Below are 22538 nucleotides of genomic sequence, written 5' to 3'. Positions count from 1 at the left end.
AAGCCCTCCACGGCCAAGCCACGTCGCAACCAAGTTCACATCAACCGCTGGCGTCACGCTGTTGGGCGATGCCGGAATGATCACGACGGCCCCGTCCGGGGCGACCTGTTGTTCTTTTCGACTCGGTCTCGGGGCTTCCGCCCCGAGCTAAGGACGACGGCCCCGTCCGGGGCGATGTGGCGCGATTGCGATGTGAGGCGGGACGATTGCAAATTGCAAGCTGGACATTGCAAATTGGCAATGGCTGATCGGTGAAATCGCGTGACTTGCCGAGCCGGAAACACTTTTTTGATTCACTCGCTGCATCCTCAGTCGGGGCGAGGTCGACGAATCGCGACCGCGTCGAAATGCACCGCTCCAGAGTAGAACCGTTGTCCTCAACGGTTCCGTCGGGCAAGCCCTCCACGGCCAAGCCACGTCGCAACCAAGCCCACTTCAACTGCTGGCATCACGTTGTTGGGCGATGCCGGAATGATCACGACGGCCCCGTCCGGGGCGACCTGTTGTTCATTTGGACTCGGTCTCGGGGCTTCCGCCCCGAGCTAAGGACGACGGCCCCGTCCGGGGCGATGTGGCGTGATTGCGATGTGAGGCGGGACGATTGCGAATTGCAAACTGGACATTGCAAATTGGCAATGGCTGATTGGTGAAATCGCGTGACTTGCCGAGCCGGAAACACTTTGCAATTCACTCGCTGCATCCTCAGTCGGGGCGAGGTCGACGAATCGCGACCGCGTTGAAATGCACCGCTCCAGAGTAGAACCGTTGTCCTCAACTGTTCCGTCGGGCAAGCCCTCCACGGCCAAGCCTCGTCGCATCCAAGTTCACATCAACCGCTGGCGTCACGCTGTTGGGCGATGCCGGAATGATCACGACGGCCCCGTCCGGGGCGACCTGTTGTTCTTTTCGACTCGGTCTCGGGGCTTCCGCCCCGAGCGAAGGACGACGGCCCCATCCGGGGCGATGTGGCGTGATTGCGATGTGAGGCGGGACGATTGCGAATTGCAAACTGGACATTGCAAATTGGCAATGGCTGATTGGTGAAATCGCGTGGCTTGCCGAGCCGGAAACACTTTGCAATTTGCATTGATCAATTTGCACTTTGCAATTCACTCGCCGCATCTCCACCAGGGCGAGGTCGACGAATCGCGACCGCGTCGAAATGCACCGCTCCAGAGTAGAACCGTTGTCCTCAACTGTTCCGTCGGGCAAGCCCTCCACGGCCAAGCCTCGTCGCATCCAAATTCACATCAACCGCTGGCGTCACGCTGTTGGGCGATGCCGGAATGACCACGACGGCCCCGTCCGGGGCGACCTGTCGTTCATTTCGACTCGGTCTCGGGGCTTCCGCCCCGAGCTAAGGACGACGGCCCCGTCCGGGGCGATGTGGCGTGATTGCGATGTGAGGCGGGGCAACCGGATCGTTGTCTCAGCCGATTGCGGGATCAGCGATTTCGTTTTCTGAGAAACCTTTGGCTCTCAACAAACACGCGTCGCACTGACCGCAGGGGCGAGCTTCGTCACCGTTGCCTTGCGGGTCGTAACAGGACAGCGTTTGCGAGTAGTCCACGCCGAGTTCAATTCCACGCTGGATGATTTCAGCCTTGGTCCAGTGCAGCAGTGGCGTGTGAATGGTGAGCGAATGCTCGTCTTCCACACCGGCTTTGGTGGCCAGGCGTGCCATCGTTTGAAACGCGTCGATGAACTCCGGACGGCAATCCGGGTAGCCGCTGTAGTCGAGGGCGTTGACACCAATGAAGATGTCTCGCGAACCCAATGTCTCGGCCACCGCCAATGCGTAGGACAAAAAGATCGTGTTGCGGGCCGGGACATAGGTCACTGGAATGTCGCCCGCGATTTTGTCGACATGATCCGATTTGGGGACGGCAATGGACGAGTCCACCAGGGCGGATCCACCAAGTTGAGCCAAGTCGATGTCGATCACGCGGTGAGACGCGACGCTCATCAAACTGGCTTGCTTGGCGGCGCGGTCCAGTTCGCCATCATGACGTTGGCCGTACCGGAAACTGATCGCGTGGACTTCGAATCCTTGGTCGCGAGCAATGGCGACGCAGGTGGCGCTATCCAGTCCACCGGACAGCAGCACCACGGCACGTCCCGCATTCGCTTGGGCGGATTCGTCTTTGGGTTGCGAGATTGAGTTCATGAGTCGCCCTTCCAAAGTTTGCGTCCGATCGAGGGGGTGTAGTTCGTCCAGTTCCCGTCAGCGGCGATGTCAGAATCGATGATTGAGGAATACGAGGCCAGCTTGGCATCGAGGTTGTCGATGTGGTGCAGGGCGACGGCTTCCAGTGTGACTGGGATTTTGGGGCTGCCGTATTCCAGCACGCCGTGGTGGCTAACGACCAAGTGTTCCAACTGATGTCGCAGACCGGTGGAAAACTTCTGGCCGGTGGCGGTTTCGGTTTCGGCAATTTTTTCGCCCAGACGCTGAACGCCGATGACGATGTGCCCAACCAATTGGCCGCGGTCGGTGTAGCTGATCTCGCCGCTGGCACGCAGTTCATCGATCTTCCCTAGGTCGTGCAGGAAGGCGCCCATCAGCAACAGGTCGGTGTCGACCTTGGCGTAACGCGGGGAAATCAGGCGGACGAGTTCCATCATGTTGACGGTGTGTTCGAGCAGTCCGCCGGGATAAGCGTGATGGTTGGAAACCGCCGCCGCGGCCTGGCGAAACGATTGAACAAACGAATCGTCGTTCAGGTAGGACTGAGCCAAGGCGTGCAGAGCGGGTTGCGAGATCGTCGCCAGCAATTCTCGCAGGCGATCGAAATTGCTGTCCGCTTGGTTGGCGTCGAAGCGGTCAAAGTCACTCTGGTCGACTTCCGCTGGGTCCATGCGTTGGATCTCGGCGAGGATCACTTGCAGGGAACCGTTGTGGACCTGTGTTCGGCCGCTGCAATGGATGTAGTCGCCACGATCGAACGTATCAAAGGTGGTTTCGTCAGCGTTCCACATCATCCCGACGATCGTGCCGGATCGATCCGACAATTTCAGCAAGATGTATTTGCCGCCCTGGCGATTGACTCGCAGTTGTTTGTCGGCGGCTTGGAACGGCTGGGCCAACGTCATTCCGTCGGTCAAATCTTGGATAGCGGTTCGTGACACGGGCTCGTCGCGGGTAGAAGGCGAATAGATGTTCGGAGCAGGGCAGGGCGGTATTCAGCGGCCAATCGTATCAAGACCCGGCATGGATTCCATGGGGACAGATTTCTGCGGGGAGAGTTGTTGCACGATGTGCCAGTGTTTACCCTGCAAGGTCGGATTCTGCTCGGCGGGGTGGGCGAGTCGACATTTGGGTCGGCAAAACGCTCCGGGGCGAGTGGGATTCATCGGATTTCCACCGCAACTCGGCATGTCATGACTGATTCCTCGTCCGAACCCGATTCCCTGCCCGAGTTTCTGGATCCGCCAGAATCCGGGGACGAATTGGGCCGACTGGGCCCTTACCGGGTGATTGAGTTGTTGGGCAGCGGCGGCATGGGGCACGTCTATCGCGCCCAGGACACGCGGTTGCAACGCACCGTGGCGCTCAAGGTGATGAACCAGCGGTTCGCGAAATCGCCGAACAGTCGCAAGCGGATCGTCGAAGAAGCCCGCTCGATGGCCGCCGTTCACCACGACAATGTGGCGACGCTGTTCGAAGTCGGTCAACGCAATGGCACGCCGTTCTTGGCAATGGAATTGCTGCAGGGAGCAACGCTGGAACAGCTGCTGCAATCCGGTCGTCGATTCACATCGGAAGAGATCATCTCGATCGCCGATCAAGTCGCCTTGGGGCTGGAAGCGGCTCATGACCGAGGGATCATTCACCGGGATATCAAACCCGCGAATTTGTGGATTCAGTCACCCAGCGAACGGGTCAAAATTCTGGATTTCGGATTGGCGGTCGGCGGATCGGCGGTGCAAGGGTTGGCCAAAGGCGACAGCGTTGTTGGGACGCCGGGGTACTTGTCGCCTGAACAGGCACGCAATGAAACGGTCGACGAACGCACCGACCTCTACTCACTCGGCGTGGTGATGTATGAAATGTTTGCTGGCAAAGTGCCGTTGTTGGCGCCCAACACCCCGACCCAGCTCGTCAATATTCTGTGCCGCGAACCGTTGCCGCTATCGCAGCGACAGCGTGACGGTGTTCCGGTCGAAGTGCCCGAACCGCTTGAGCGGCTGATCATGAGGTTGTTGTCTAAGGAACCCGGGCAGCGATACGAGACCGCGGGACATTTTCGCAAAGCATTGCGGTCCGTTTCCGACGAGATGCAAAACGCTCAACGGGCCGAATTGGCAATTCAAATCGACCCTGGTGCCGGGGCATCCAGTGGAGTGTCTGACTCCGGCGATTCGAATTCGAATGCCGCGGTCAAGTCCGTTGGCGGCAACTCGAAGTCGCTGCTCATGGTTGGCGGTCTGGCTGCCGTCGCGTTGATCGGCGGTGGTGTGTGGTGGGCGCTTCGCGATGCCGCGCCGGAGAAACAAACGGCTGTGGCGTCGGTTGCGGAGAAGGCTCCTGCTGTGCTGGCCGCTGGGTTGGGAGCATTGAAGCTGACCGGCAAGGTGATTTCCGACCCCGAAGTTCCGGTGGGGCAGATGGCTCGGTTCCGGCTTCAATTGACCAACCAGGCAGCGTCGCCCGAGACCGATCCGCGAGTCCGGTATTCGCAAGCCGGCCAGGTCGCACGCATCACGACCTTTCTGCAACAGAAAGGTCAGCTCAAACGCAAAGCTCCCGCGTTCCCGCGATCGTTCTCGCCGAAGCAGTTGCCGGCACCTGGCGAGACGCAGTCGATCGAGATTCAGTTTTTGACCACCAACATGGCGCAGGAACGATTTGACGTGATCTTTGAATTGCAATCGCCTGCGGGTGCCAGTGTCAATTCGATCGCATCCCAATTCGAAGTCATCGAGAACTTGCGATCAGGAGACCTGTTGGGTTTCGGCACGATTCGCACACGAGCAGGAATGGGAGCGGACACGTTTGTGAGTCGCGGCAGCACCGAGGACTTTGGCAAACAACCCGCTCTGGTCGTGCATCGTGCCGGCGAAGAACAAGGCAACGTGTGGGCGATCTCGTTCCTGAGGTTTGACCTTTCGCAATTGGATCCGCCTTCAGGAATGGAATCCGATTCCGTGAATTCCGTGCTGGAGCGGATCGATCGTTCGGCGTTGTTGTTGAGCATGGCTCCCGATTCACACCCCGGTGCGGGGCGAATCACCGTTCACGGTTGGCCGTCGGATTTGCCGACGCCAGACGGGACGGGAGCGTTGGATTGGAAAGAATCCGGCGAAGGCCACCTGACGTTTGAGACCAGCCCAGTGGGCGAGGGCATGGAGGGTTTGGTGCCGCTGGGGGAACTGGAATTCAATAATTCGGGGGAAGGATTGAAGGACCAACCGGACGGCATTCGTTTCATTTCCAAGGCGTTGGATGATTTTCTGCGTTCGTCGCCGGGAGTCGTGACCTTGGTGTTGTCGCAGGAAGGCTGGTTGGACGATCCCACGCGTTTTCATTCCCGAGACCGATCGCCCGAACTGGCACCCGGATTGGCGGTTCGCTGGAAAACAGAGGCAGGCGAGCCTGGTTTCTGAGGCCGGCGGTTGCCGAAGGAAACCGAATTGGGCGAGAACGAGGGGTGTTTTGAGCAGGTTCGTTTCAACTTGATGACACGACTGAGTTAGAATACGGGGATGAATCCTCCGGCCGTTTCCAACCCCAGTTCTTCGCCCGACGCTGAATTGTCGTCACGTGAAGGGCAATCCAACCCCGCCAATTCGGGCGATATGGCGTCGTCTTCGATCGGTTCGTCGGCGTTGAGTGCCTCGTCAGAAGTTCGGCTCAGTCGATCTCGGCAAACATGGACGGGGGCGGGCAGTGCGGCGGGGTTTGTGCTTCGTTACCTTCCACCGATGCGGCGGTTGTTGACCGATGTGCTGGGCAGCGAGTCCGATGCGGATCGGGCGCTGGCAATTTTGATTTCGCATTTGGTCAAATCCGGATACTCCGGGCATGCGAAAGGCCGCCTGAGAGATTTTCTGATCCTTGGTCTTCGCTCGGCGGCCAAAGCCCGAGCGTCGGAAATCGAATCCAAGGCGAAGAAGTCCAGCGAAGGAGCGACTCCCGAATCGCCGCGAGAGTTGGATTTGGATTCCGCCAAAACGGAATCACGCCCATGGCTGAGCTACTGGCGAGACGGATTGCTGCAACGGACTTGGCGAGCACTGGAACGCGAGCAGCATCGCGAGCGGACACGAGTCAACCGGACCGAGGACGCTGCCTTGGACGCCCCCTCTGCGAACGCGGAAGCCAATGTTCCCCCCCATGATTTGGTCCATGATGTCTTGCGGATGGTGACGGATCACTCGGGCGAATCGTCGGAGGTCATTGCCGGGCGAACTGCCGAACTGGCCGAGCGAAGTGTTTCCGCCGCCGAAGTGAAGCGTCAATTGCCGGTCGCGCGGTCGCTGTTCGCTCAGTTGTTGGCGGATGAGGTCTCGCTGACCTTGGAAGCCGCCGACGCGGAAGCGATTCAGGCCGAGATTCGCAAACTGGGGCTGCAAAAGGCCTTCGCTGGGTTGCAGGTCAAGGCTTAGGAACGGTCGCTGTCGGCTGAGGAACTGGCTGACTTGAACCGAATTCTTCACTTTCGACGAAAAAAAAGTTCTGATACCGTCGGGCTGGGGTGGCACCGGGATGGTGCCGCCATGAAATGAGTTCGCTCAGGCCCGAGGAACGACCGTCGATGCAGTTCTTGATGCGCTACCGAGATTTGGTTTTGCCGATTGGCATCATCATGTGTTTGGTGGTGATCCTCGTGCCATTGCCGCCGTTCTTGATGGACTTGTTGCTGGCAACCAACATCACCGTTGGTGTGATTGTGTTGCTGACCACGGTTTACGTCACCACGCCGCTTGATTTCAGCATTTTCCCCTCGTTGCTGCTGGCCACAACGCTCGCTCGATTGGTGCTCAACGTCGCCACGACGCGGTTGATTTTGACCAGCACCGAATCCGGCAGCGGGGGTGCCGCCGGCGGGGTGATCCAGGGCTTTGGCGAGTTTGTCGCTGGGGACCGGATTGAAATCGGGATCATTATCTTTGTGATCATCGTGTTGATTCAGTTCATCGTGATCACCAAGGGTGCGACTCGAATCAGTGAAGTCGCCGCCCGATTCGCGTTGGATGGGATGCCAGGTCGCCAGATGGCGATTGATGCGGACATGAACGCGGGTTTGATCGACGAAAAAGAAGCTCAACGTCGCCGCGAAGAAATCGCCAACCAAGCTGACTTTTATGGGGCGATGGATGGTGCCAGTAAGTTTGTCCGCGGGGATGCCATCGCTGGTATCGTGATCACGCTGGTCAACGTGGCGGGTGGTCTCTACATCGGTGTGATGCGATATGGCATGACCGTGTCCGAGGCCGCGGAGTTGTTCACCAAGCTGACGATCGGTGATGGTCTGGTCAGCCAGGTGCCGGCGCTGCTGATCTCGCTGGCCGCTGGTTTGTTGGTCACGCGGAGTGCTCGCAAAGCCAGTTTGCCTGAGCAGTTTTTGCAGCAGTTGTTCAGCAATCCAAAGGCACTGGCGGTCGCCGGTGGCTTTCTATCGATGTTGATCCTGACCAACTTGCCCGCGATTCCGATGGCAACCTTGGGCGCAAGTTGCATCGGGTTGGCCGTCGTGATGAATCGCCAGAACAAACAAAACGAACGAGACGAGTTGGATGCTGAAGAGGCGGAGCAAGCCGCTGCTTCTGCACCGGCTGAGAAACGAGTCGAAGACTACTTGAACGTCGACCCGATGGAGTTGGCGATTGGCTTGGGGTTGTTGTCGTTGGCGGATCCCAACCGTGGCGGCGATTTAATGCAGCGAATCACGGGGGTTCGTCACTCGATCGCAGGCGACATTGGCGTCGTGCTTCCCAAGGTCCGGATTCGTGACGACATGAATTTGCATGATTACGAATACGAGATTCGGATTGCTGGGAACCCACTGACCAAACAACGCGTGTTGCCGGATCGTTTGTTGGCCATCGACAGCGGCCACACCACGGGCGTCATCGATGGTGAACCGACCAAGGATCCAACCTTCGGTGAACCGGCCGTTTGGATCGATCCGATCCGTCGCGAACAAGCCGCGATCTATGGCTACACGACCGTGGAACCGGGGGCGGTTTTGGCCACTCACTTGCAAGAGCTGGCGCACCGTCATGCGGACGAATTGTTGAATCGAGACGCAACGAAGCATTTGATCGACGAACTGAAGACAGCTGCACCGGCCGTGGTCGACGAACTGATCCCAGGGATGTTGAAGATCAGTGACGTTCAGCAGGTCCTGCAAACACTGCTTCGCGAAGATGTGCCGATTCGACAATTGGCGATCATCTTGGAAACGCTGGGCGATCACGCAGGGCGAACGAAGGATCCGATTTGGCTGAGCGAATACGTCCGTCATCGTTTGGCGCGCACGATCAGCACACGCTACCGGGATGACATGGGCCAGCTGCACGTGGTGGCCCTGGATCCGGCCATGGAAGATCGCATTGCGGCGGGAATCGAACATACCGAGCGAGGACTTTTTGTCCGGATGAGCCCACAAGCGGTGGACTCGACTTGCGACAAAATCTCCCAAGCAGTTAAGAAACTAATCACGCTGGGCCATACCCCGGTGATTTTGGTCAGCCCGCGGATTCGTCCCGGACTTCGCCAGATCATTGCTGGTTCCATGCCCCGCGTTCGTGTGCTGTCGTACAACGAAATCACACAGGACACAAAAATCCAGTCACACGGCGTGGTGAGTGATTGATGCATATCAGAACTTTTCGAGCAGCGAATCTGCAAGCGGCTCTTGCCGACATCCGAAATCAAATGGGCCCGGAGGCTTCCGTGCTTCATACGCGGCAGGTCCGCAATGGCTGGATGGGCTGGCTTGGCCGGACTCACGTGGAAGTCACCGCGGGGTTGCATGGTGGTCCTGTTGAAGGGGCCATGAACGACAACGCAGGCAATCCTGTTCTCGCGAATTATGCGGAGGAGCCGTTGCAGCCTGCGGATGTTCGCTCTGTGAATTCAGTGGCAGCTTCGTCCGGTTACGGTGCCTCACCCACTGGCATCCCAGGGGGCTCTGGCGGTCGAAATCCAGCGGAAGCGACCTATCAAAAATTTGACGCAGCCCATCAACTTCGCTCGGGTTCCGTGACTGGATCCGAGGCAGGGCAGGGCGGTTTTTATGGTTCGGGGTATTCCTCCTCGGAGCTGACTCCGGCCGATTCCTTGTCGTTGCGGTTGTTGCAGGCTGGGGTGGAGGAGTCCACGGCTCGCCGTTGGATGGCTTCGGCGTCCAGCTTCGCCGCCGGAATCGCCGATTCGGAGTCCGCGGTTCAGAACGACCAGCGTTGGATGGAGCATTTGCAACGCGCTGTCGCGAGGGAGTTGAACCTTTGCGGTCCGATTCGAACTCAGCCCGGTGACCGGCACATCGTCGCGTTGGTCGGCCCGACGGGCGTTGGCAAGACGACGACGGTTGCCAAGTTGGCGGCCGGGTTTCGGATTGAAGCTCGCCGACGCGTGGGATTGCTGACCATCGACACGTACCGAATCGCGGCGGTCCAGCAACTCAAGGCTTACGCCGAGATCATGGACCTGCCGATGCAGGTCGTTGAAAAACCCGAACAGATGGAAACGGCGCTCAGTGCGTTGGGGGATGTGGACCTGGTCTTGATCGACACGGCTGGACGCAGTCCCCGCAGTGACGCCCGGATCGAACAGCTCTCCGAGTTCTTGCGAGCGGCGCACCCTGACGAAACACACTTGGTTCTCAGTGCGACCAGTTCGGGTGAAAGCATCCGAACGAGTTTGGAAGGTTTCGCCCCGGTGCGAGCCAACGCGGTCACGCTGACGAAACTGGACGAGACACCTTGCACTGCCGCTGTGTTAGCTGCATTGACGGGGCGTGATCGTGGCGTCGCGCCGCCACTGAGCTATTTGACCAACGGTCAGCAGGTTCCGGATGACATCGCCGTGGCAGATGCCTCTGGCTTGGTGGCACAATTATTGCCACAGATGCCTACCGCTGGATTGGGGGAGATGGGTTTTGAGACAATGGACGGGTACGAATCCTTGCCCTATGGCGAGGCGGCCTGATTTTAAGAATTTTGACTGAAGTAAGAATGAGAAGTTGGCCGATACTCTGAACTGTGACGGCACGCGATCGACGAAAGTCACTTGAGACTTTTTTTGAAGTGTCCGTTTAACGAGTTTGGGATAGAAGAAATCGACCTGTTTTTATTTTGTGGCCTGCCTCCATGGTTTGGACCCTGACGTGATCCGATCATTGGCTCTTTCGCTTGGTTCATTCGCAATGGGACTGGTTGTCCTTCGCGGGATTTGGCAGGGAGAGATGGCGGAAGACGTTGCAACGGAAGCGATCGGAACTTTGATCGTTTTCATGGGCATCGGAGGTTTGGCAGGTGCCATCGCGGATCAGTTGATTCGAGATGGAGTGGAAGACTTATATCGCAAGCGAGTGAAGTGGTTTCAGGAAGGTGTTGAGAAATCAGCATTGGAAGAGGCCGACGACCAAGACAATTGACTGCGAACCGTTGACGGCACGGATGCTGATTGACTCGCACGTTCAAACACACCAAGACTTATTTCATTGCTAGTGACCGACACGCAGCGAATTTTCGCTGGGCAGACGAAGTTAGCAATCAGTGATCATCACGGAGGATTCGATGCCGGCTACCGCAACTGCAGACGACCCGATCTTGAAGGTATGGACTTCTTTCAAATCCACCACCAAAGATTCGCCGGACTATGAGCCGCTGCGGAACCAGTTGGTCGAACGCTACATGCAATTGGTTCGCTACAACGGCGAACGCATCTGGCAGCGATTGCCTGATGGTGTGGAGCTGGATGACTTGATCAGCGCCGGCATGTTCGGCTTGATGGACGCCATCGATGCTTACGACACCGAACGCGGTGTGAAGTTCGAGACGTTCTGCGTGCCGCGGATTCGTGGAGCGATGCTCGACGAACTTCGCAAAATGGACTGGGTGCCACGCTTGGTTCGCAGCAAAGCGAGCAAGTTGGCCACCGCCACCAAGACCTTGGAAGCTCGTTTCGGTCGTGCACCGACCGTCCAAGAGTTGTCGGCTCACATGGAGATCGACATCAAGGAAGTGGAAAAGATGCAAAGCGAAGCCAACGCCGTCGGCGTCGTCTCGCTGAACAAGAAGTGGTACGAAACGGACAGCTACAAAGACGTCCGTGAAATTGACATCTTGGAAGACAAGAAGGGCGAAGACCCCACCCGCCGCGTTCAGAAAAACGATCTGATGCGTTTGGTCACCAAAGGGTTGAATCGCAACGAACGTCTGATCATCATCCTGTACTACTACGAAGAACTGACGATGAAAGAGATCGGGGCCACCTTGGACCTGTCGGAATCTCGCGTCAGCCAAATGCACACTGCCATCGTCAATCGTTTGCAACAGCAACTCGGCGTTCGTCGCCTTGAGTTCGGGGCTTAAAACCTTTCATGCGTATCGCTCATGTGATCACCCGAATGATCATTGGCGGTGCGCAAGAGAACACGCTGCACAACTGCCAGGACCTCGTTCACCTTCATGGGGACGAGGTCTTGCTCGTGACGGGGCCCGCCGTTGGTCCTGAAGGTGACTTGTTGGCCGCTCGCGTTCGCTCTGGTGCGGTCGCCGTTGACCGGTCTGGTGTTGACCGGCCTGGGGTTGATGCAGAGGGCAGGGCAGGGCGGTTTGAACTGGACGGGCTGCCAATCGAGCTGCTCGATTCCTTGCGGCGTGCGATTCATCCTGTCAACGATTGGCGTGCCGCTCGTGATTTGCGGCGAACGTTGTTGGCGTTTGATCCCGATGTCGTTCACACACACAGTGCCAAAGGCGGCTTGCTCGGCAGGCATGTGGGATGGGGCCTGAAGCGAAGGTCCACTGGCAAACGCCCGGTGGTCGTTCACACGGTCCATGGCGCGCCCTTTCATGATTACCAGTCCAGGCCGGCTCATGATTTCTTCGTGGGTTGTGAACGCTGGGCCGCATCACGTTGTCACAAACTGATCTCGGTCGCCGATGCGATGACGGACTTGATGGTGGATGCGGGTGTCGCTCCACGCCAGAAATTTGTGACGATTCACAGTGGCATGAATGTCGACCCGTTCGTTCACGCGGTGGATCATCGAGAAACGGTGCGACAGAAGTATGGTTTGGGAACGGAACATGTGGTGGTGGGCAAGATCGCTCGCCTGTTTCATCTGAAAGGCCACGTCGATCTGATTTCCGCCGCCAAACGCGTCGCGGACCGCTATCCCAACGTGCGGTTTCTGCTGGTCGGAGACGGCATCCTGCGTGCTGAACTCGAACAGCAGATTGAGTCACTGGGATTGAAAGAGCACTTCATTTTCACCGGTTTGGTGCCTCCTTCGGAGGTGCCCGCCATGATCGGTGCGATGGACATCTTGGTTCACGCTTCTTACCGAGAAGGTTTGGCACGAGCTCTTCCGCAGGCCCTGATCGCCGGGCGTCCGGCAATCAGCTACGACATCGACGGGGCTCGTGAAGTCGTGATCGACGACCAAACGGGATATCTGGTTGGGGCAGGGCAGGTCGATGACTTGGCGGATCGGATGATCCGCTTGGTTGGCGACGCCGGACTTCGTCAGCGGATGGGGCGGGAGGGCCAGGCTCGATTCACCGATGTCTTCCGGCACGAAACGATGACCCGCCGAATTCGCGAGCTGTATTCGGAATTGCGAACGGTCTGTCACAGCTAAAAGTGAGGGTTGATCGTAGTGGACGAGGCGACGAGTCCTTGGATTTGACGCCAGTTCAGGATTCGTCGCCTCGTCCACTACCCTCCGAATAAGTCGTGGCAGACCACTCGCCGCCCAGTGATCGGCCTTCTGTTGGGGGATGCCGCCCGCTGAATTCGAAGTGAATAGGCGGGGAAGGGCAGGGCGGTGCAGATTTTCTTGGCCTCGCATGCGCTGACGGCTTCGCTCCGGGCGGGATCTCGACTGCCACCCGGGGGGCTTGGGGTGTCCGGCACACGTCTTTCGGCTGTGGGGCCCGTTGGACTATCATGCCAAGCCACAAAATCGTTTTGATCGTTCAACTCGATGGTCCCGTTTCCGACAATGCCCCAGCCGCTCGATGTCCAAATCACGCGACTTTCTAGGCCCTTATCGACTCGCTCGTTTGATCCGCATCGGATCGACCGCTGAAGTTTGGGAAGCGATTGATGAAGGGGACCAGAAGCGATACGCGCTCAAGATTTTGCGGCAGTCGATGTCGAACGACAAAGCCGAGCTGGCGTCGCTCAAGCACGAATACAACGTCGGCAAAACGCTCAACAGCCCGCGGATCATCAAAATGATCGATCACCGCGTCGAGAACGGGCGGCCATTCTTGGTGCTGGAATTGTTCAGTGAAATGAACATGAAGCAGGCGCTTCGCAAGGGGCCTGACTCCCTGGCCTACATGCTCGACAAAGTCATCGAGCAAGCCGCCGAAGGCCTCTACTACATGCACACGAAGAACTGGATTCACCGCGATATCAAACCAGACAATTATCTGGTTTCGCATACCGGTGAGACCAAGCTGATTGACTTCACGATCACCGAACGGAAGCGAACCGGTTTGAGCAAGATGTTCTACAAGGCCAAGAACATCCAAGGCACACGCAGTTACATGCCTCCCGAACAAATTCGCGGGAAGTTGTGTGACGAACGCAGCGACATCTATTCGTTTGGATGTGTGCTCTTCGAAGCCTGCACAGGCAAGCCGCCTTACACCGGGCAGACTCCCAACGATTTGTTGTCGAAGCACCTGTCCGCTTCGATCCCCAGCCCGATTGTCTACAACGACAACGTGACCAAGGACTTTGCGGACTTGGTCAAAAGCATGATGGCGAAGTCGCCCGACGCCCGGCCGGAATCGGTGTGGGAGTTCTTGAAAGTCTTCCGCAACATCGAAGTTTGGCGGAAGCGTCCTCGTCGGCCGGAGGTGACCGTCTTCGACGAAGACGGTTCCATGAAATCCGCTGAGGACATGATCAAACGCCCCGAACCTACCAGCGACGAAGAAGAGGAAAACTGAGCGATGGCCGGACCCGGATTGGAATTTGAAAACGAGATCGCGGATCTGGAGGAGCAAATCGCTTCGCTAGAACGGAACACCGATCGCAGTGAAGAAATTGACTCAGCGATTCGATCGTTGCGTTTGGCTCGTGTTGCCAAACTGAAAGAGACGTACTCATCGCTGGATCCGTGGCAAACGGTCCAAGTGGCTCGTCATAAGAACCGGCCTTACACGCGTGATTACCTCAACTTAGCGTTTGACGAATTTGTCGAATTGCACGGTGACAAACACTTTGGCGACGACCGCGCGATGCTGTCCGGTTTCGCGAAGTTGGATCGATTCAAGGTGATGGTGATCGGTCACCAAAAAGGAAGGACTTACAAGGAACGTGCGGCTTGTCACTTTGGTTGCGCTCATCCGGAAGGTTATCGCAAGGCCATGGTGAAAATGAAAATGGCCGAGAAATATCGCTTGCCGGTCATTTGTTTCATTGACACGCCCGGAGCCTATCCAGGGATCGGTGCCGAGGAACGCGGCCAGGCTCAAGTGATCGCAGAGAGCATGTTCATGATGAGCGATCTGAAGACCCCGGTGATCTGCGTCGTGATCGGCGAAGGTGGATCCGGTGGTGCTCTCGGAATCGGCGTCGGCGATCGAGTCGCGGTTTTGCAGCACGCTTACTACAGCGTCATCAGCCCGGAAGGCTGTGCCGGGATTCTGTGGAAGAGTCACGAACACGCACCCAAAGCGGCCGCGGCGCTGCGGTTCACGAGCGACCATTTGTTGCGTTTGGGCGTCGTCGATGATGTGCTCGAAGAACCGCTCGGTGGCGCTCATCGTGACCACCATCAAATGGCGACTCGGATGAAGACTTATCTGTCGCGTCAGTTGTCTGAATTGGAAGCGATGCCGGTCGATCAGATGCTCCAGCAACGCTACGAAAAGTTCCGTCGGCTCGGCGTCTTCTTGGAAGAGAACTGAGGCCGACGCGAGCGGAAGTTTCGGTCGCCGAGCGAACGTCTCGGTGACGGGATGTTGGCTGGGACGGGCGGACGCCGATGGGATCGGCACGGGGAATCAGGGCGGATTTCGACCGCCCCGCAACGTCCGATAATGCCCCTTATGTTGTATTCGAGGTGTGTAAAACCCGTGTTTCAGGCGTTTTCTGCATCTGGGGTTTGGTTTCGTGACGTTGGAGATGGCTGGGGCCCCGGCGATCTCGGGCATGCCCCGCCCCGAGCATTCGCGATCGTCGCGGTTGCTTGATCGCGATCGCTTTCGCTGGCCGGTCGGGCGATCAACGACGCGGCGTTTGCCACTGCGGCGTTGCGGATTGCCGCCATGTCGGAGCCTGCTGTTGCGGGCCCGCGGCCGAGTCGATGGCCGGTGTGGTTGTGCCACCGAAACCGCCGAATGATGACTGCGATCTCAGGCCATTGGGAGTCGCATTTTGCTGGGCTTGTTGGAAGCCGTTTTGTGGTCGGAAGTGGTTCGCTGGTTGAGCGTTCGGCTGGAGCCAATTTGGGTCGACATTCGGATTGATGTTCGCTGGCGTCTGGGATTGCGAGAGCCAAGGTTCGGCTGAATCCGGTTGGTCGCCGAGTTGCTCCTCCCCAAATTGTTCCAGGTACGGTTGGACGACGCTCCGCAGTTCCGGCGGCATGATTGAGTTGGACTCGGCGAGCACGCGGGCGATCAGTCGGCCGCTCTCGCTGGCGACAATTGCGTGTTGAATTCGTTCACCAAACAGCGTGACCGCGAAGAGCGTGATGATCGTGCACAGCAGGGCTCCTTTGGCGAGTCCAAACAGGGCTCCGACTTGACGGTCAAATTCTTTCAGACGCATTCGGTCGATCATTCCGCTGACCATCCGCAGTGCGACCCAGATCACGAAAGAGGTTCCGACGAACAGGATGAACATTGCCAGGAATTGATTCCACGGCGCCGCTGCATGAATGTTCTGGCTGAACGGTTCGCGATAGTGATACGCGACGGCGTAGCTGACAACGATGGAAGCGATTGAGGCGAGTTGCCATGCAAATCCACGGATCGCGCCCAAGAGGGTTGCGCCGACCAAGATGATTGTCATCAGAATGTCGTAAGTCTGCATGAGCGCACTTTCATCGCTGCAACGGATCCGAACCGTTTTGACGCTTGTAGCAAAAGCGAAGGGGCAGGGCGAACAGCAATTTTTTTGGCGGTGGTTTTCGGATCGATCGCCGAGATCGGAGGCTCGGTTGGCGTGGCGAATTTTTCCGGTGGCGGGCGGGAGCTCGGATTTGGTAACGGCAATGGTTCTCGGTGCGCCACCGCCCTGCTCCGCCCTCGCGGCGTGGTGGGCGGTCGTGCTCGAAATTTGTTCGGACCGCCCTTCCCTGCCCGTTGCCTCTCAATCTGTTCGCGTTTCATTGGCTGGTTTCAAAACCCACATCTCGACGAGCACCGTTGTCGGGTGCGCCTATGGATATTGGGGCGTGGTCGATCAAGGGATGTCGATGGAGAGTGCGCTGTTGGCCGGCGGGCTGTGCAGTGTGTCGGGGATGTTGCCGGATTTGGACAGCGACTCAGGCGTGCCGCTTCGCGAAACGACCATGTTTCTGTCCGCGGTCGTGCCGATGCTGATGATCGATCGATGGCGTGACATGGGGCTGACCCACGAAGCGATGGCGCTGGCGGCCATGATTGTGTATGTCGCGATTCGGTTCGTCGCGGTGGAAGGGTTCCGGAAATTCACCGTTCACCGTGGGATGTGGCACAGCATTCCGGCGGCTCTGGTCGCGGGGCTGATCGCGTACATGCTGATGCCTTGTCCCAGCGAAGCGATTCGAGTCTACAAGTCAAGTGCCGTGATTGTTGGGTTCATGACCCATTTGATTTTGGACGAAATCTGGGCGTTGGATTTCAGCCGGGGATCCATGCGGGTGAAGAAGTCATTCGGCACGGCGCTCAAGTTTTTCGGAAGCAGCCCGCTCGCCAACATTTTTGTTTGGGGCCAACTCGGGTTGTTCATGTACTTGGCCTGGGGGGACCATGAGATTCTGGATCGGTTGCGGCAACGTGTCCGAATGGACAATGATCGCTACGCCGTTCCCAGTCAGGACGAGATCAATCCGGACTACACCAGTCCGTCGTTGTTTGCGCCCTGGGAGTCTCGCGAGCCGCCGCAGTGGCAACCCCGCATCACTTCGCCACAGGAGTCACCGTCGAACTTTGGATGGCCGTCTCAGGCTCAGCCGGGGGCGATTGAGCCGGACGTGACTCAGCCAGGAATGGGACAGCAGGTGGCTCGCCCCCATTGGCCCACTGCCCTGCCCCGACGTTGAGAGGCTTTCGTAGTGGACGAGGCCACGAGTCCTGCCGGTTATCTTCCTCAGAGTTCCAGGATGATTGTGACAGGGCCGTCGTTAGTGAGTGAAACGGCCATGTCGGCGGCGAAGATTCCACAGGGGACAGACATTCCAGTCTTCCGAAGTTCTTGGACGTAGTGCTCGTAGAGAGCTTTGGCTTGGCCGGGAGGCGCGGCGTCCGTGAATGCGGGGCGGCGTCCCTTGCGGCAATCAGCCAGCAAGGTGAATTGGCTGATCGCGAGCACGTCGCCACCGGCGTCGAGCACATTGCGATTCATCTTTCCGCTTTCGTCGGAGAAGATTCGCAGGCCAGCGGTCTTGTCCGCCAAGGCGGACGCGGTGGCCTCGGTGTCGTCGTGGCCGATCCCGATCAAGGCCACCAATCCACGCTCGATTTGTCCGACAATTTCGCCGTCCACTGAAACGCTGGCTTGTTGACTCCGCTGCAAAACAATTTTCATGGGGTGGTTCGTGATCCAGGTCGTGGCGAGATGGTCTAAATTGGTGGCTGGACGCACACGCGGTGCATCATTGAATTGCTGGAAAGGATCGTATGACGTTTCTGTTCACTTGCCCACACTGCCAGTCGCAAACTGAGGTGGAAGATGAGTTCAGCGGACGCACGGGCGACTGCGTCGTTTGCGGGCGTGAAATCACGATGCCTGATTTCGCTGGAGTGCGATCGCAAGCGAATCGGCCTGGGAAACGAAAAAAGTCGGCCATCTGGTTTGTTGCCGCCGGATTGGCGTTGTTGCTCATCGGGGCCGGGCTGATCGCCGCGATTCAGGTTGGCAGTCGGACGGCCACGAAAATTCGCACGGGCCGTCAACGGCTGAGCAGCATCAAGAACATGGAAAAGATCGCTTCCGCTCTGAATGCGTACGCCACTGACCATGGGGTCTACCCTGCCCCGTACACAACGGACGGGGCCGGGCGGAAGTTGCACTCGTGGCGAGTGACGATCCTGCCCTACTTGGATGAAGACGCTCTGTTCAATCAGATCGACAAAGAGGTGGCTTGGAATGAAGGGGAAAACCAAGCGATGATTTACAGTCAAACGCCGACCGTCTACCGGCATCCTGAGAGCAGCGGTTGGGGCACCGGCACCGTCTATCATTTGGTGACCGGTTCCGGAACGCTGTTCCCGAGCACCGGACCACTCGGGCCAAGGCAAGCGACGGATGGAGCCACCAAGACAATCTTGCTGGTCGAGGGCCAGATGCAATCAATGACCCAGTCGTGGATGGAACCCTACGATCTGGATGTGGCTTCGATTGGCGGCGCGATCAACCCGCCTTCAGGAAAAGGCCTGGGCGGGGCCACGGAAGGCGGTGTTTGCGTCGTGACCGTGGAAGGCAATGGGTACTTCTTGCCCGAAACGACTCCACCGCTGACGGTTCAAGCGTTGATTTCGCCTGCGGGAGGCGAACCGTTGCCAGATGACGTGCTAGACGAATGGGCATCGGCGGAACGTTGATCGCTTGACCTGCCTGTCGGCGTCATGGAACGCGAACACGCCGCCAGCAGGAGTCGATGGTCAACGAAAAACGGCGAGGGATGAACCTCGCCGTCGGCGTTGATTGGCAGCGGCTTTCGCGGCCGCTTGAGTCGGTTGGTCAGTGAATCAGAACTTGCGTGGTGAAACGCGGCCCTGGACTCGCGAAGGCAACCCTTGGATTCGCAAGAACCCTTCGGCGTCGTCTTGGTTGTACGTGCCGCCGCCTTCCATGGTCGCGATTTCTTCGTCGTACAAGCTGTTCGGGCTGGTTCGCGAAGACACCATGATGTTGCCTTTGTAGAGTTGCAGCGTGACTTCGCCGGTCACGGGACGCTGCGCCGTTTCGATGAACGACAGCAACGCGTCCATCTTGGGTGTGTACCAAAAACCGTAGTAAACCAATTCGGCGACTTCGGGAGCCATGCGGTCGCGAAGGTGCATCAGGTCGCGGTCCATGGTGAGTTGTTCGATGTACATCAACGCATCGTACAACACAGTCATGCCGGGCGACTCATAGACGCCACGGCTCTTCATGCCGACGAATCGGTTTTCCACCATGTCGATCCGGCCAACGCCATTGCGGCCCGCAATGTCGTTGAGTTGCTCAACCATTTCCAAGGCGTTGACGGCGTTTCCATCCAGCGTCTTTGGCACACCGGATTCGAAGCCGATTGTGACTTCTTCTGGTTTGTCAGGAGCAGCTTGTGGCGAAACGCCCATGCCGAATTCGACCAGCTCAACGCCGTTGACGTCGAGTTCTTCCAGTTGGCCGGCTTCATAGGAAATGTGCAGGACGTTTTCGTCACTGCTGTACGGTTTCGCGGTCGAGGCTTTGACGGGAATTCGTTTGACGTCGCAGTACTCGATCAGTTCGGTGCGGCCTGGGAAGGCGTCGCGGAACGATTTGATTCGCCACGGGGCGATCATCTCGATGTTTGGGTCGAGCGCTTCGGCTGCCAGTTGGAAACGGCATTGGTCGTTGCCCTTGCCGGTTGCTCCGTGAGCGTAGGCGGTCGCACCGACTTCGCGAGCGACTTCCAGGCAAACCTTGCTGATCAGGGGGCGAGCGATCGAGGTGCCCAGCAGATAGATTTGCTCGTACTTGGCTTGCCATGCCAACACGGGGAACGCAAAATCACGGCACAGTTCTTCCCGGACGTCGACCAAACGAGACGACTTGGCCCCGCAGGTGCGAGCCTTCTCCATGATGGCGTCGCGGTCTTCACAGGGCTGTCCAAGATCCACGTAGACGCAGTGGACTTCGTAGCCTTGGTCCTGGAGCCAGCCCAGAATGACGGACGTATCGAGACCACCGGAATAGGCTAGCACACAACTTTTCATCTCAGATCTGCATCCAAATGCGGGGGAATCGGCTATGTTTGAAGGTCTCGCATTTAAGTTGTCCGGTGCGAAACACGCAAGGACGGTCAGAAGGATCCTGGCCGGAAAGTCAAGCAGAACGCTATGAACCCACCCTCCAATCAGCCGCCCTCCCCTGCCCTGCTTCAGATTTTGCAGGACCTCGCAGCGGGGCAAACCAACGTGGAATCCGCCGTGGAATCGATCCAGGCGTGTTCACTGGGGGCCTCCGCCGAGATGCAAACCTTGCCCGGCGCGACCGTGGATTTGGGCCGCCAAGCTCGCTGTGGTTTTGGTGAAGTGATTTATGGAGAAGGCAAATCAACCGATCTGATGACTCAGATCGTGCAAATTCAGATCGCAGTCGGCCAAGGGTGCTTGATCACACGAATTGATGCGACCGCGGCGGCTCAGTTGCGGCGAGTGTTTGAAAACACGCGGTACAACCCCGCCGCTCACACGCTGCGAATCGGCTGTGGGGACGAGAGTTTGGAGCCGATTGGCATCGAAGGTCACTCGACTCACGTCGCTGTCGTCACCGCTGGCAGCACGGATGCAGGCGTGGCAGAAGAGGCCGCCGAGACCTTGGCTTGGATGGGAATTGCCTGCGAACGGATTGATGACATCGGTGTCGCGGGGCCGCAGCGATTGCTGGCCGCGGTCCCTCGATTGCGATCCGCAGCTGCCATTGTGGTGGTCGCGGGGATGGAAGGTGCCCTGCCCGCCGCACTGGCAGGTCACGTGGCAACACCGGTCATCGCAGTGCCCGCCAGCACGGGGTACGGAGCCAATTTCGCCGGGCTGACCCCGTTGATGGGCATGCTGACGTCGTGTGCCGCGAATGTGGCGGTGGTCAACATCGACGCGGGCTTCAAAGGCGGCTACTTGGCCGGTTTGATCGCCAGTGGAATCGCGAATGCCAAAGCGGAAACTTCGCCCGCGGACGAATCTTCCGAAGCAAAGTGACGAAGCAGGCGTCCTGATCGTTGGCGCCGGTCAGGCTTTGACCCCGCGATAAAGGATCTCGTGCCGTTGCACCTTGTGAGCCAAGCACAGTTCCGCAATGTCGTTTTGATGGCCAACCACGATCACGATGTCTTTGGCTTTCAAGATCAAGCTGCCGCTGGGATTCATCTGAATCGGAGCTTCGTCCCGTTTGACACCGACGATCAAAAAACCTCGGTTGCCGCGAACTTGGATGTCACCCAGCGGTTTGCCAACCAAGGGTGAGTGGGCGGTCAGTTCCAGTTCTTCCAGGCTCAATCCGATCGCGGAAAGCTCTTCGCTGATCCCGTGCGAGAGCCCATACGATTCGAGCACGGCGGAGGCTGTCGGACGAACGAGCAACTGAGTGGCACGCATGGCACCGATTGTCGCCGCCATCACAACATGGTTGGCTCCACAGCGGATCAGTTTCTTTTGAGCCGAATGGTTTTCGGCTCGCGAAACGATCTCGACCGTGTCGGCGAGATCTCTCGCTGTCACACAAATGAAGGCGTTGGCGGCATCGTCGGGCAGCAACGTGGCCAAACCTCGCGCTTGACGGATGCCGGCGGCCAGCAGCGTGTCCTCGTCCGTGGCGTTGCCGACCATGGCCAGCATCCCAGCCTGTTGGGCTTGTTCGACTCGCGATGTGCTTTCATCGACCACCACAAACGGCTGGTGAAGTTGTTGAAGTTCTTCGGCAACACGAACGCCCATTCGTCCGAAGCCGCACACGATCGTGTGCCCTCGAAGACTGGCAATGCCTTGGCTCATTTTTCGATTCCTAAGGAGGCTTTGGAGTTCGCCATCGACCAAAAACTGAATGAATCCGCCGACGGTGTAGATGGCCGCGCCGTATCCCAGAACGATGATCGCGATGGTCAGGGTTCTCAAGGCGGGGGTGTCGACTGGTTTGACTTCACTGTAGCCGACACCAAAGATCGTGATCACGACCATGTAAATCGCGTCGCTGAGCGTCCAGCCCATTTGCACGTAGGCAATGATCGCGACGGCGCAGATCGTCAGAAACACGGCCAGGCCAAGCAGGATTCGGCGAAGCGGGGTGGGCGGCATGGCAAACAGAGGTGGCGATCGAGCGGGCATCACGAGTCCAGTGAACTGGCGGTGGTGACGGCGACGTCAGCCCAAACGGCAGCGTGAACTTGGATCCCTTGAACCGCTCGGTCATTGCACGTCGTTTGCATTGTTGACTCTCTGATTGA

At 58.2% G+C, this 22538-nt stretch carries 18 protein-coding genes; 12 read left to right on the top strand and 6 right to left on the bottom strand.

Features of this window, described 5'->3' with window-relative positions:
* Nucleotides 1-1429: 1429 nt before the first annotated feature.
* Nucleotides 1430-2167 carry a 7-cyano-7-deazaguanine synthase QueC gene (queC, locus tag UH5x_RS13600; protein WP_482632703.1) on the bottom strand — a complete coding sequence of 246 codons (738 nt, stop codon included), beginning with the start codon at nucleotides 2165-2167 and terminating at the stop codon, nucleotides 1430-1432.
* Entirely contained in the window at nucleotides 2164-3129 is a 966-nt protein-coding gene (locus tag UH5x_RS13595) for a 3'-5' exoribonuclease YhaM family protein (RefSeq protein WP_083435167.1), read from the bottom strand. The genes queC and UH5x_RS13595 overlap by 4 nt, the downstream gene beginning before the upstream one ends.
* 345 nt (nucleotides 3130-3474) lie before the next feature.
* Here UH5x_RS13595 and UH5x_RS13590 point away from each other — a divergent pair, with 345 nt between their 5' ends.
* The 9 genes from UH5x_RS13590 to UH5x_RS13550 all read left to right on the top strand — a co-directional run bounded on the left by UH5x_RS13590 (nucleotide 3475) and on the right by UH5x_RS13550 (nucleotide 15108).
* Nucleotides 3475-5607, top strand: a complete 2133-nt coding sequence (locus UH5x_RS13590; RefSeq protein WP_482635987.1) for a protein kinase domain-containing protein — start codon at nucleotides 3475-3477, stop codon at nucleotides 5605-5607.
* 99 nt (nucleotides 5608-5706) lie between these two features.
* Entirely contained in the window at nucleotides 5707-6609 is a 903-nt protein-coding gene (locus UH5x_RS13585; RefSeq protein ID WP_482632702.1) for a hypothetical protein, read from the top strand.
* A gap of 161 nt (nucleotides 6610-6770) precedes the next feature.
* The gene (gene flhA / locus UH5x_RS13580; RefSeq protein WP_482635986.1) at nucleotides 6771-8822 is read left to right on the top strand and encodes a flagellar biosynthesis protein FlhA; all 2052 of its coding nucleotides are present in this window, start codon (nucleotides 6771-6773) and stop codon (nucleotides 8820-8822) included.
* Nucleotides 8822-10159: a flagellar biosynthesis GTPase FlhF gene (gene flhF / locus UH5x_RS13575; RefSeq protein ID WP_047817083.1), complete on the top strand. Its 1338-nt coding sequence runs from the start codon at nucleotides 8822-8824 to the stop codon at nucleotides 10157-10159. Before flhA ends, flhF begins: the two co-directional genes overlap by 1 nt.
* Before the next feature lie 178 nt (nucleotides 10160-10337).
* Nucleotides 10338-10607 carry a hypothetical protein gene (locus UH5x_RS13570; RefSeq protein ID WP_236696683.1) on the top strand — a complete coding sequence of 90 codons (270 nt, stop codon included), beginning with the start codon at nucleotides 10338-10340 and terminating at the stop codon, nucleotides 10605-10607.
* Nucleotides 10608-10728: 121 nt separating this feature from the next.
* Nucleotides 10729-11547: a FliA/WhiG family RNA polymerase sigma factor gene (locus tag UH5x_RS13565; RefSeq protein WP_047817082.1), complete on the top strand. Its 819-nt coding sequence runs from the start codon at nucleotides 10729-10731 to the stop codon at nucleotides 11545-11547.
* Between the two features lie 8 nt (nucleotides 11548-11555).
* Nucleotides 11556-12821: a glycosyltransferase family 4 protein gene (locus UH5x_RS13560; protein WP_482632701.1), complete on the top strand. Its 1266-nt coding sequence runs from the start codon at nucleotides 11556-11558 to the stop codon at nucleotides 12819-12821.
* 379 nt (nucleotides 12822-13200) lie between these two features.
* Nucleotides 13201-14145 (top strand): serine/threonine-protein kinase, encoded by a 945-nt coding sequence (locus tag UH5x_RS13555; RefSeq protein WP_047817080.1) that lies wholly within the window; start codon nucleotides 13201-13203, stop codon nucleotides 14143-14145.
* A 3-nt stretch (nucleotides 14146-14148) separates the two neighbouring features.
* Nucleotides 14149-15108: an acetyl-CoA carboxylase carboxyltransferase subunit alpha gene (locus tag UH5x_RS13550; RefSeq protein WP_047817079.1), complete on the top strand. Its 960-nt coding sequence runs from the start codon at nucleotides 14149-14151 to the stop codon at nucleotides 15106-15108.
* A gap of 316 nt (nucleotides 15109-15424) precedes the next feature.
* On the opposite strand, the gene UH5x_RS13545 is transcribed toward UH5x_RS13550, so the two are convergent.
* Nucleotides 15425-16237, bottom strand: coding sequence for a CvpA family protein (locus UH5x_RS13545; RefSeq protein ID WP_047817078.1), 813 nt, complete (start codon nucleotides 16235-16237; stop codon nucleotides 15425-15427).
* Between UH5x_RS13545 and UH5x_RS13540 the strand changes: the two genes are divergently transcribed.
* Nucleotides 16236-17450: a metal-dependent hydrolase gene (locus UH5x_RS13540; RefSeq protein WP_482632700.1), complete on the top strand. Its 1215-nt coding sequence runs from the start codon at nucleotides 16236-16238 to the stop codon at nucleotides 17448-17450. The genes UH5x_RS13545 and UH5x_RS13540 overlap by 2 nt on opposite strands.
* Before the next feature lie 47 nt (nucleotides 17451-17497).
* Here the strand turns inward: UH5x_RS13540 and dtd are convergent, their stop codons facing one another.
* Nucleotides 17498-17935 (bottom strand): D-aminoacyl-tRNA deacylase, encoded by a 438-nt coding sequence (dtd, locus tag UH5x_RS13535; protein ID WP_047817141.1) that lies wholly within the window; start codon nucleotides 17933-17935, stop codon nucleotides 17498-17500.
* A 92-nt stretch (nucleotides 17936-18027) separates the two neighbouring features.
* Here dtd and UH5x_RS13530 point away from each other — a divergent pair, with 92 nt between their 5' ends.
* Nucleotides 18028-18951: a DUF1559 family PulG-like putative transporter gene (locus UH5x_RS13530; RefSeq protein WP_047817077.1), complete on the top strand. Its 924-nt coding sequence runs from the start codon at nucleotides 18028-18030 to the stop codon at nucleotides 18949-18951.
* A 147-nt stretch (nucleotides 18952-19098) separates the two neighbouring features.
* On the opposite strand, the gene UH5x_RS13525 is transcribed toward UH5x_RS13530, so the two are convergent.
* Nucleotides 19099-20313, bottom strand: a complete 1215-nt coding sequence (locus tag UH5x_RS13525; RefSeq protein ID WP_482632699.1) for an argininosuccinate synthase — start codon at nucleotides 20311-20313, stop codon at nucleotides 19099-19101.
* Nucleotides 20314-20436: 123 nt separating this feature from the next.
* Between UH5x_RS13525 and larB the strand changes: the two genes are divergently transcribed.
* Nucleotides 20437-21297 (top strand): nickel pincer cofactor biosynthesis protein LarB, encoded by an 861-nt coding sequence (larB, locus tag UH5x_RS13520; RefSeq protein ID WP_047817075.1) that lies wholly within the window; start codon nucleotides 20437-20439, stop codon nucleotides 21295-21297.
* Between the two features lie 30 nt (nucleotides 21298-21327).
* Here the strand turns inward: larB and UH5x_RS13515 are convergent, their stop codons facing one another.
* Nucleotides 21328-22419, bottom strand: a complete 1092-nt coding sequence (locus UH5x_RS13515; RefSeq protein ID WP_482632698.1) for a potassium channel family protein — start codon at nucleotides 22417-22419, stop codon at nucleotides 21328-21330.
* Nucleotides 22420-22538: the final 119 nt, after the last annotated feature.

Source organism: Rhodopirellula sp. UH5 (genome assembly GCF_056839225.1).
This window is presented reverse-complemented; position numbering and strand designations above follow the sequence as displayed.

Coding starts and splice junctions, on each gene's coding strand:
- queC (WP_482632703.1), bottom strand. CDS start 2,167: ATGAACTCAATCTCGCAACCCAAAGACGAATCCGCCCAAGCGAATGCG.
- UH5x_RS13585 (WP_482632702.1), top strand. CDS start 5,707: ATGAATCCTCCGGCCGTTTCCAACCCCAGTTCTTCGCCCGACGCTGAA.
- flhA (WP_482635986.1), top strand. CDS start 6,771: ATGCGCTACCGAGATTTGGTTTTGCCGATTGGCATCATCATGTGTTTG.
- flhF (WP_047817083.1), top strand. CDS start 8,822: ATGCATATCAGAACTTTTCGAGCAGCGAATCTGCAAGCGGCTCTTGCC.
- UH5x_RS13560 (WP_482632701.1), top strand. CDS start 11,556: ATGCGTATCGCTCATGTGATCACCCGAATGATCATTGGCGGTGCGCAA.
- UH5x_RS13555 (WP_047817080.1), top strand. CDS start 13,201: ATGTCCAAATCACGCGACTTTCTAGGCCCTTATCGACTCGCTCGTTTG.
- UH5x_RS13550 (WP_047817079.1), top strand. CDS start 14,149: ATGGCCGGACCCGGATTGGAATTTGAAAACGAGATCGCGGATCTGGAG.
- UH5x_RS13540 (WP_482632700.1), top strand. CDS start 16,236: ATGAGCGCACTTTCATCGCTGCAACGGATCCGAACCGTTTTGACGCTT.
- UH5x_RS13545 (WP_047817078.1), bottom strand. CDS start 16,237: ATGCAGACTTACGACATTCTGATGACAATCATCTTGGTCGGCGCAACC.
- dtd (WP_047817141.1), bottom strand. CDS start 17,935: ATGAAAATTGTTTTGCAGCGGAGTCAACAAGCCAGCGTTTCAGTGGAC.
- UH5x_RS13530 (WP_047817077.1), top strand. CDS start 18,028: ATGACGTTTCTGTTCACTTGCCCACACTGCCAGTCGCAAACTGAGGTG.
- UH5x_RS13525 (WP_482632699.1), bottom strand. CDS start 20,313: ATGAAAAGTTGTGTGCTAGCCTATTCCGGTGGTCTCGATACGTCCGTC.
- larB (WP_047817075.1), top strand. CDS start 20,437: ATGAACCCACCCTCCAATCAGCCGCCCTCCCCTGCCCTGCTTCAGATT.
- UH5x_RS13515 (WP_482632698.1), bottom strand. CDS start 22,419: ATGCCCGCTCGATCGCCACCTCTGTTTGCCATGCCGCCCACCCCGCTT.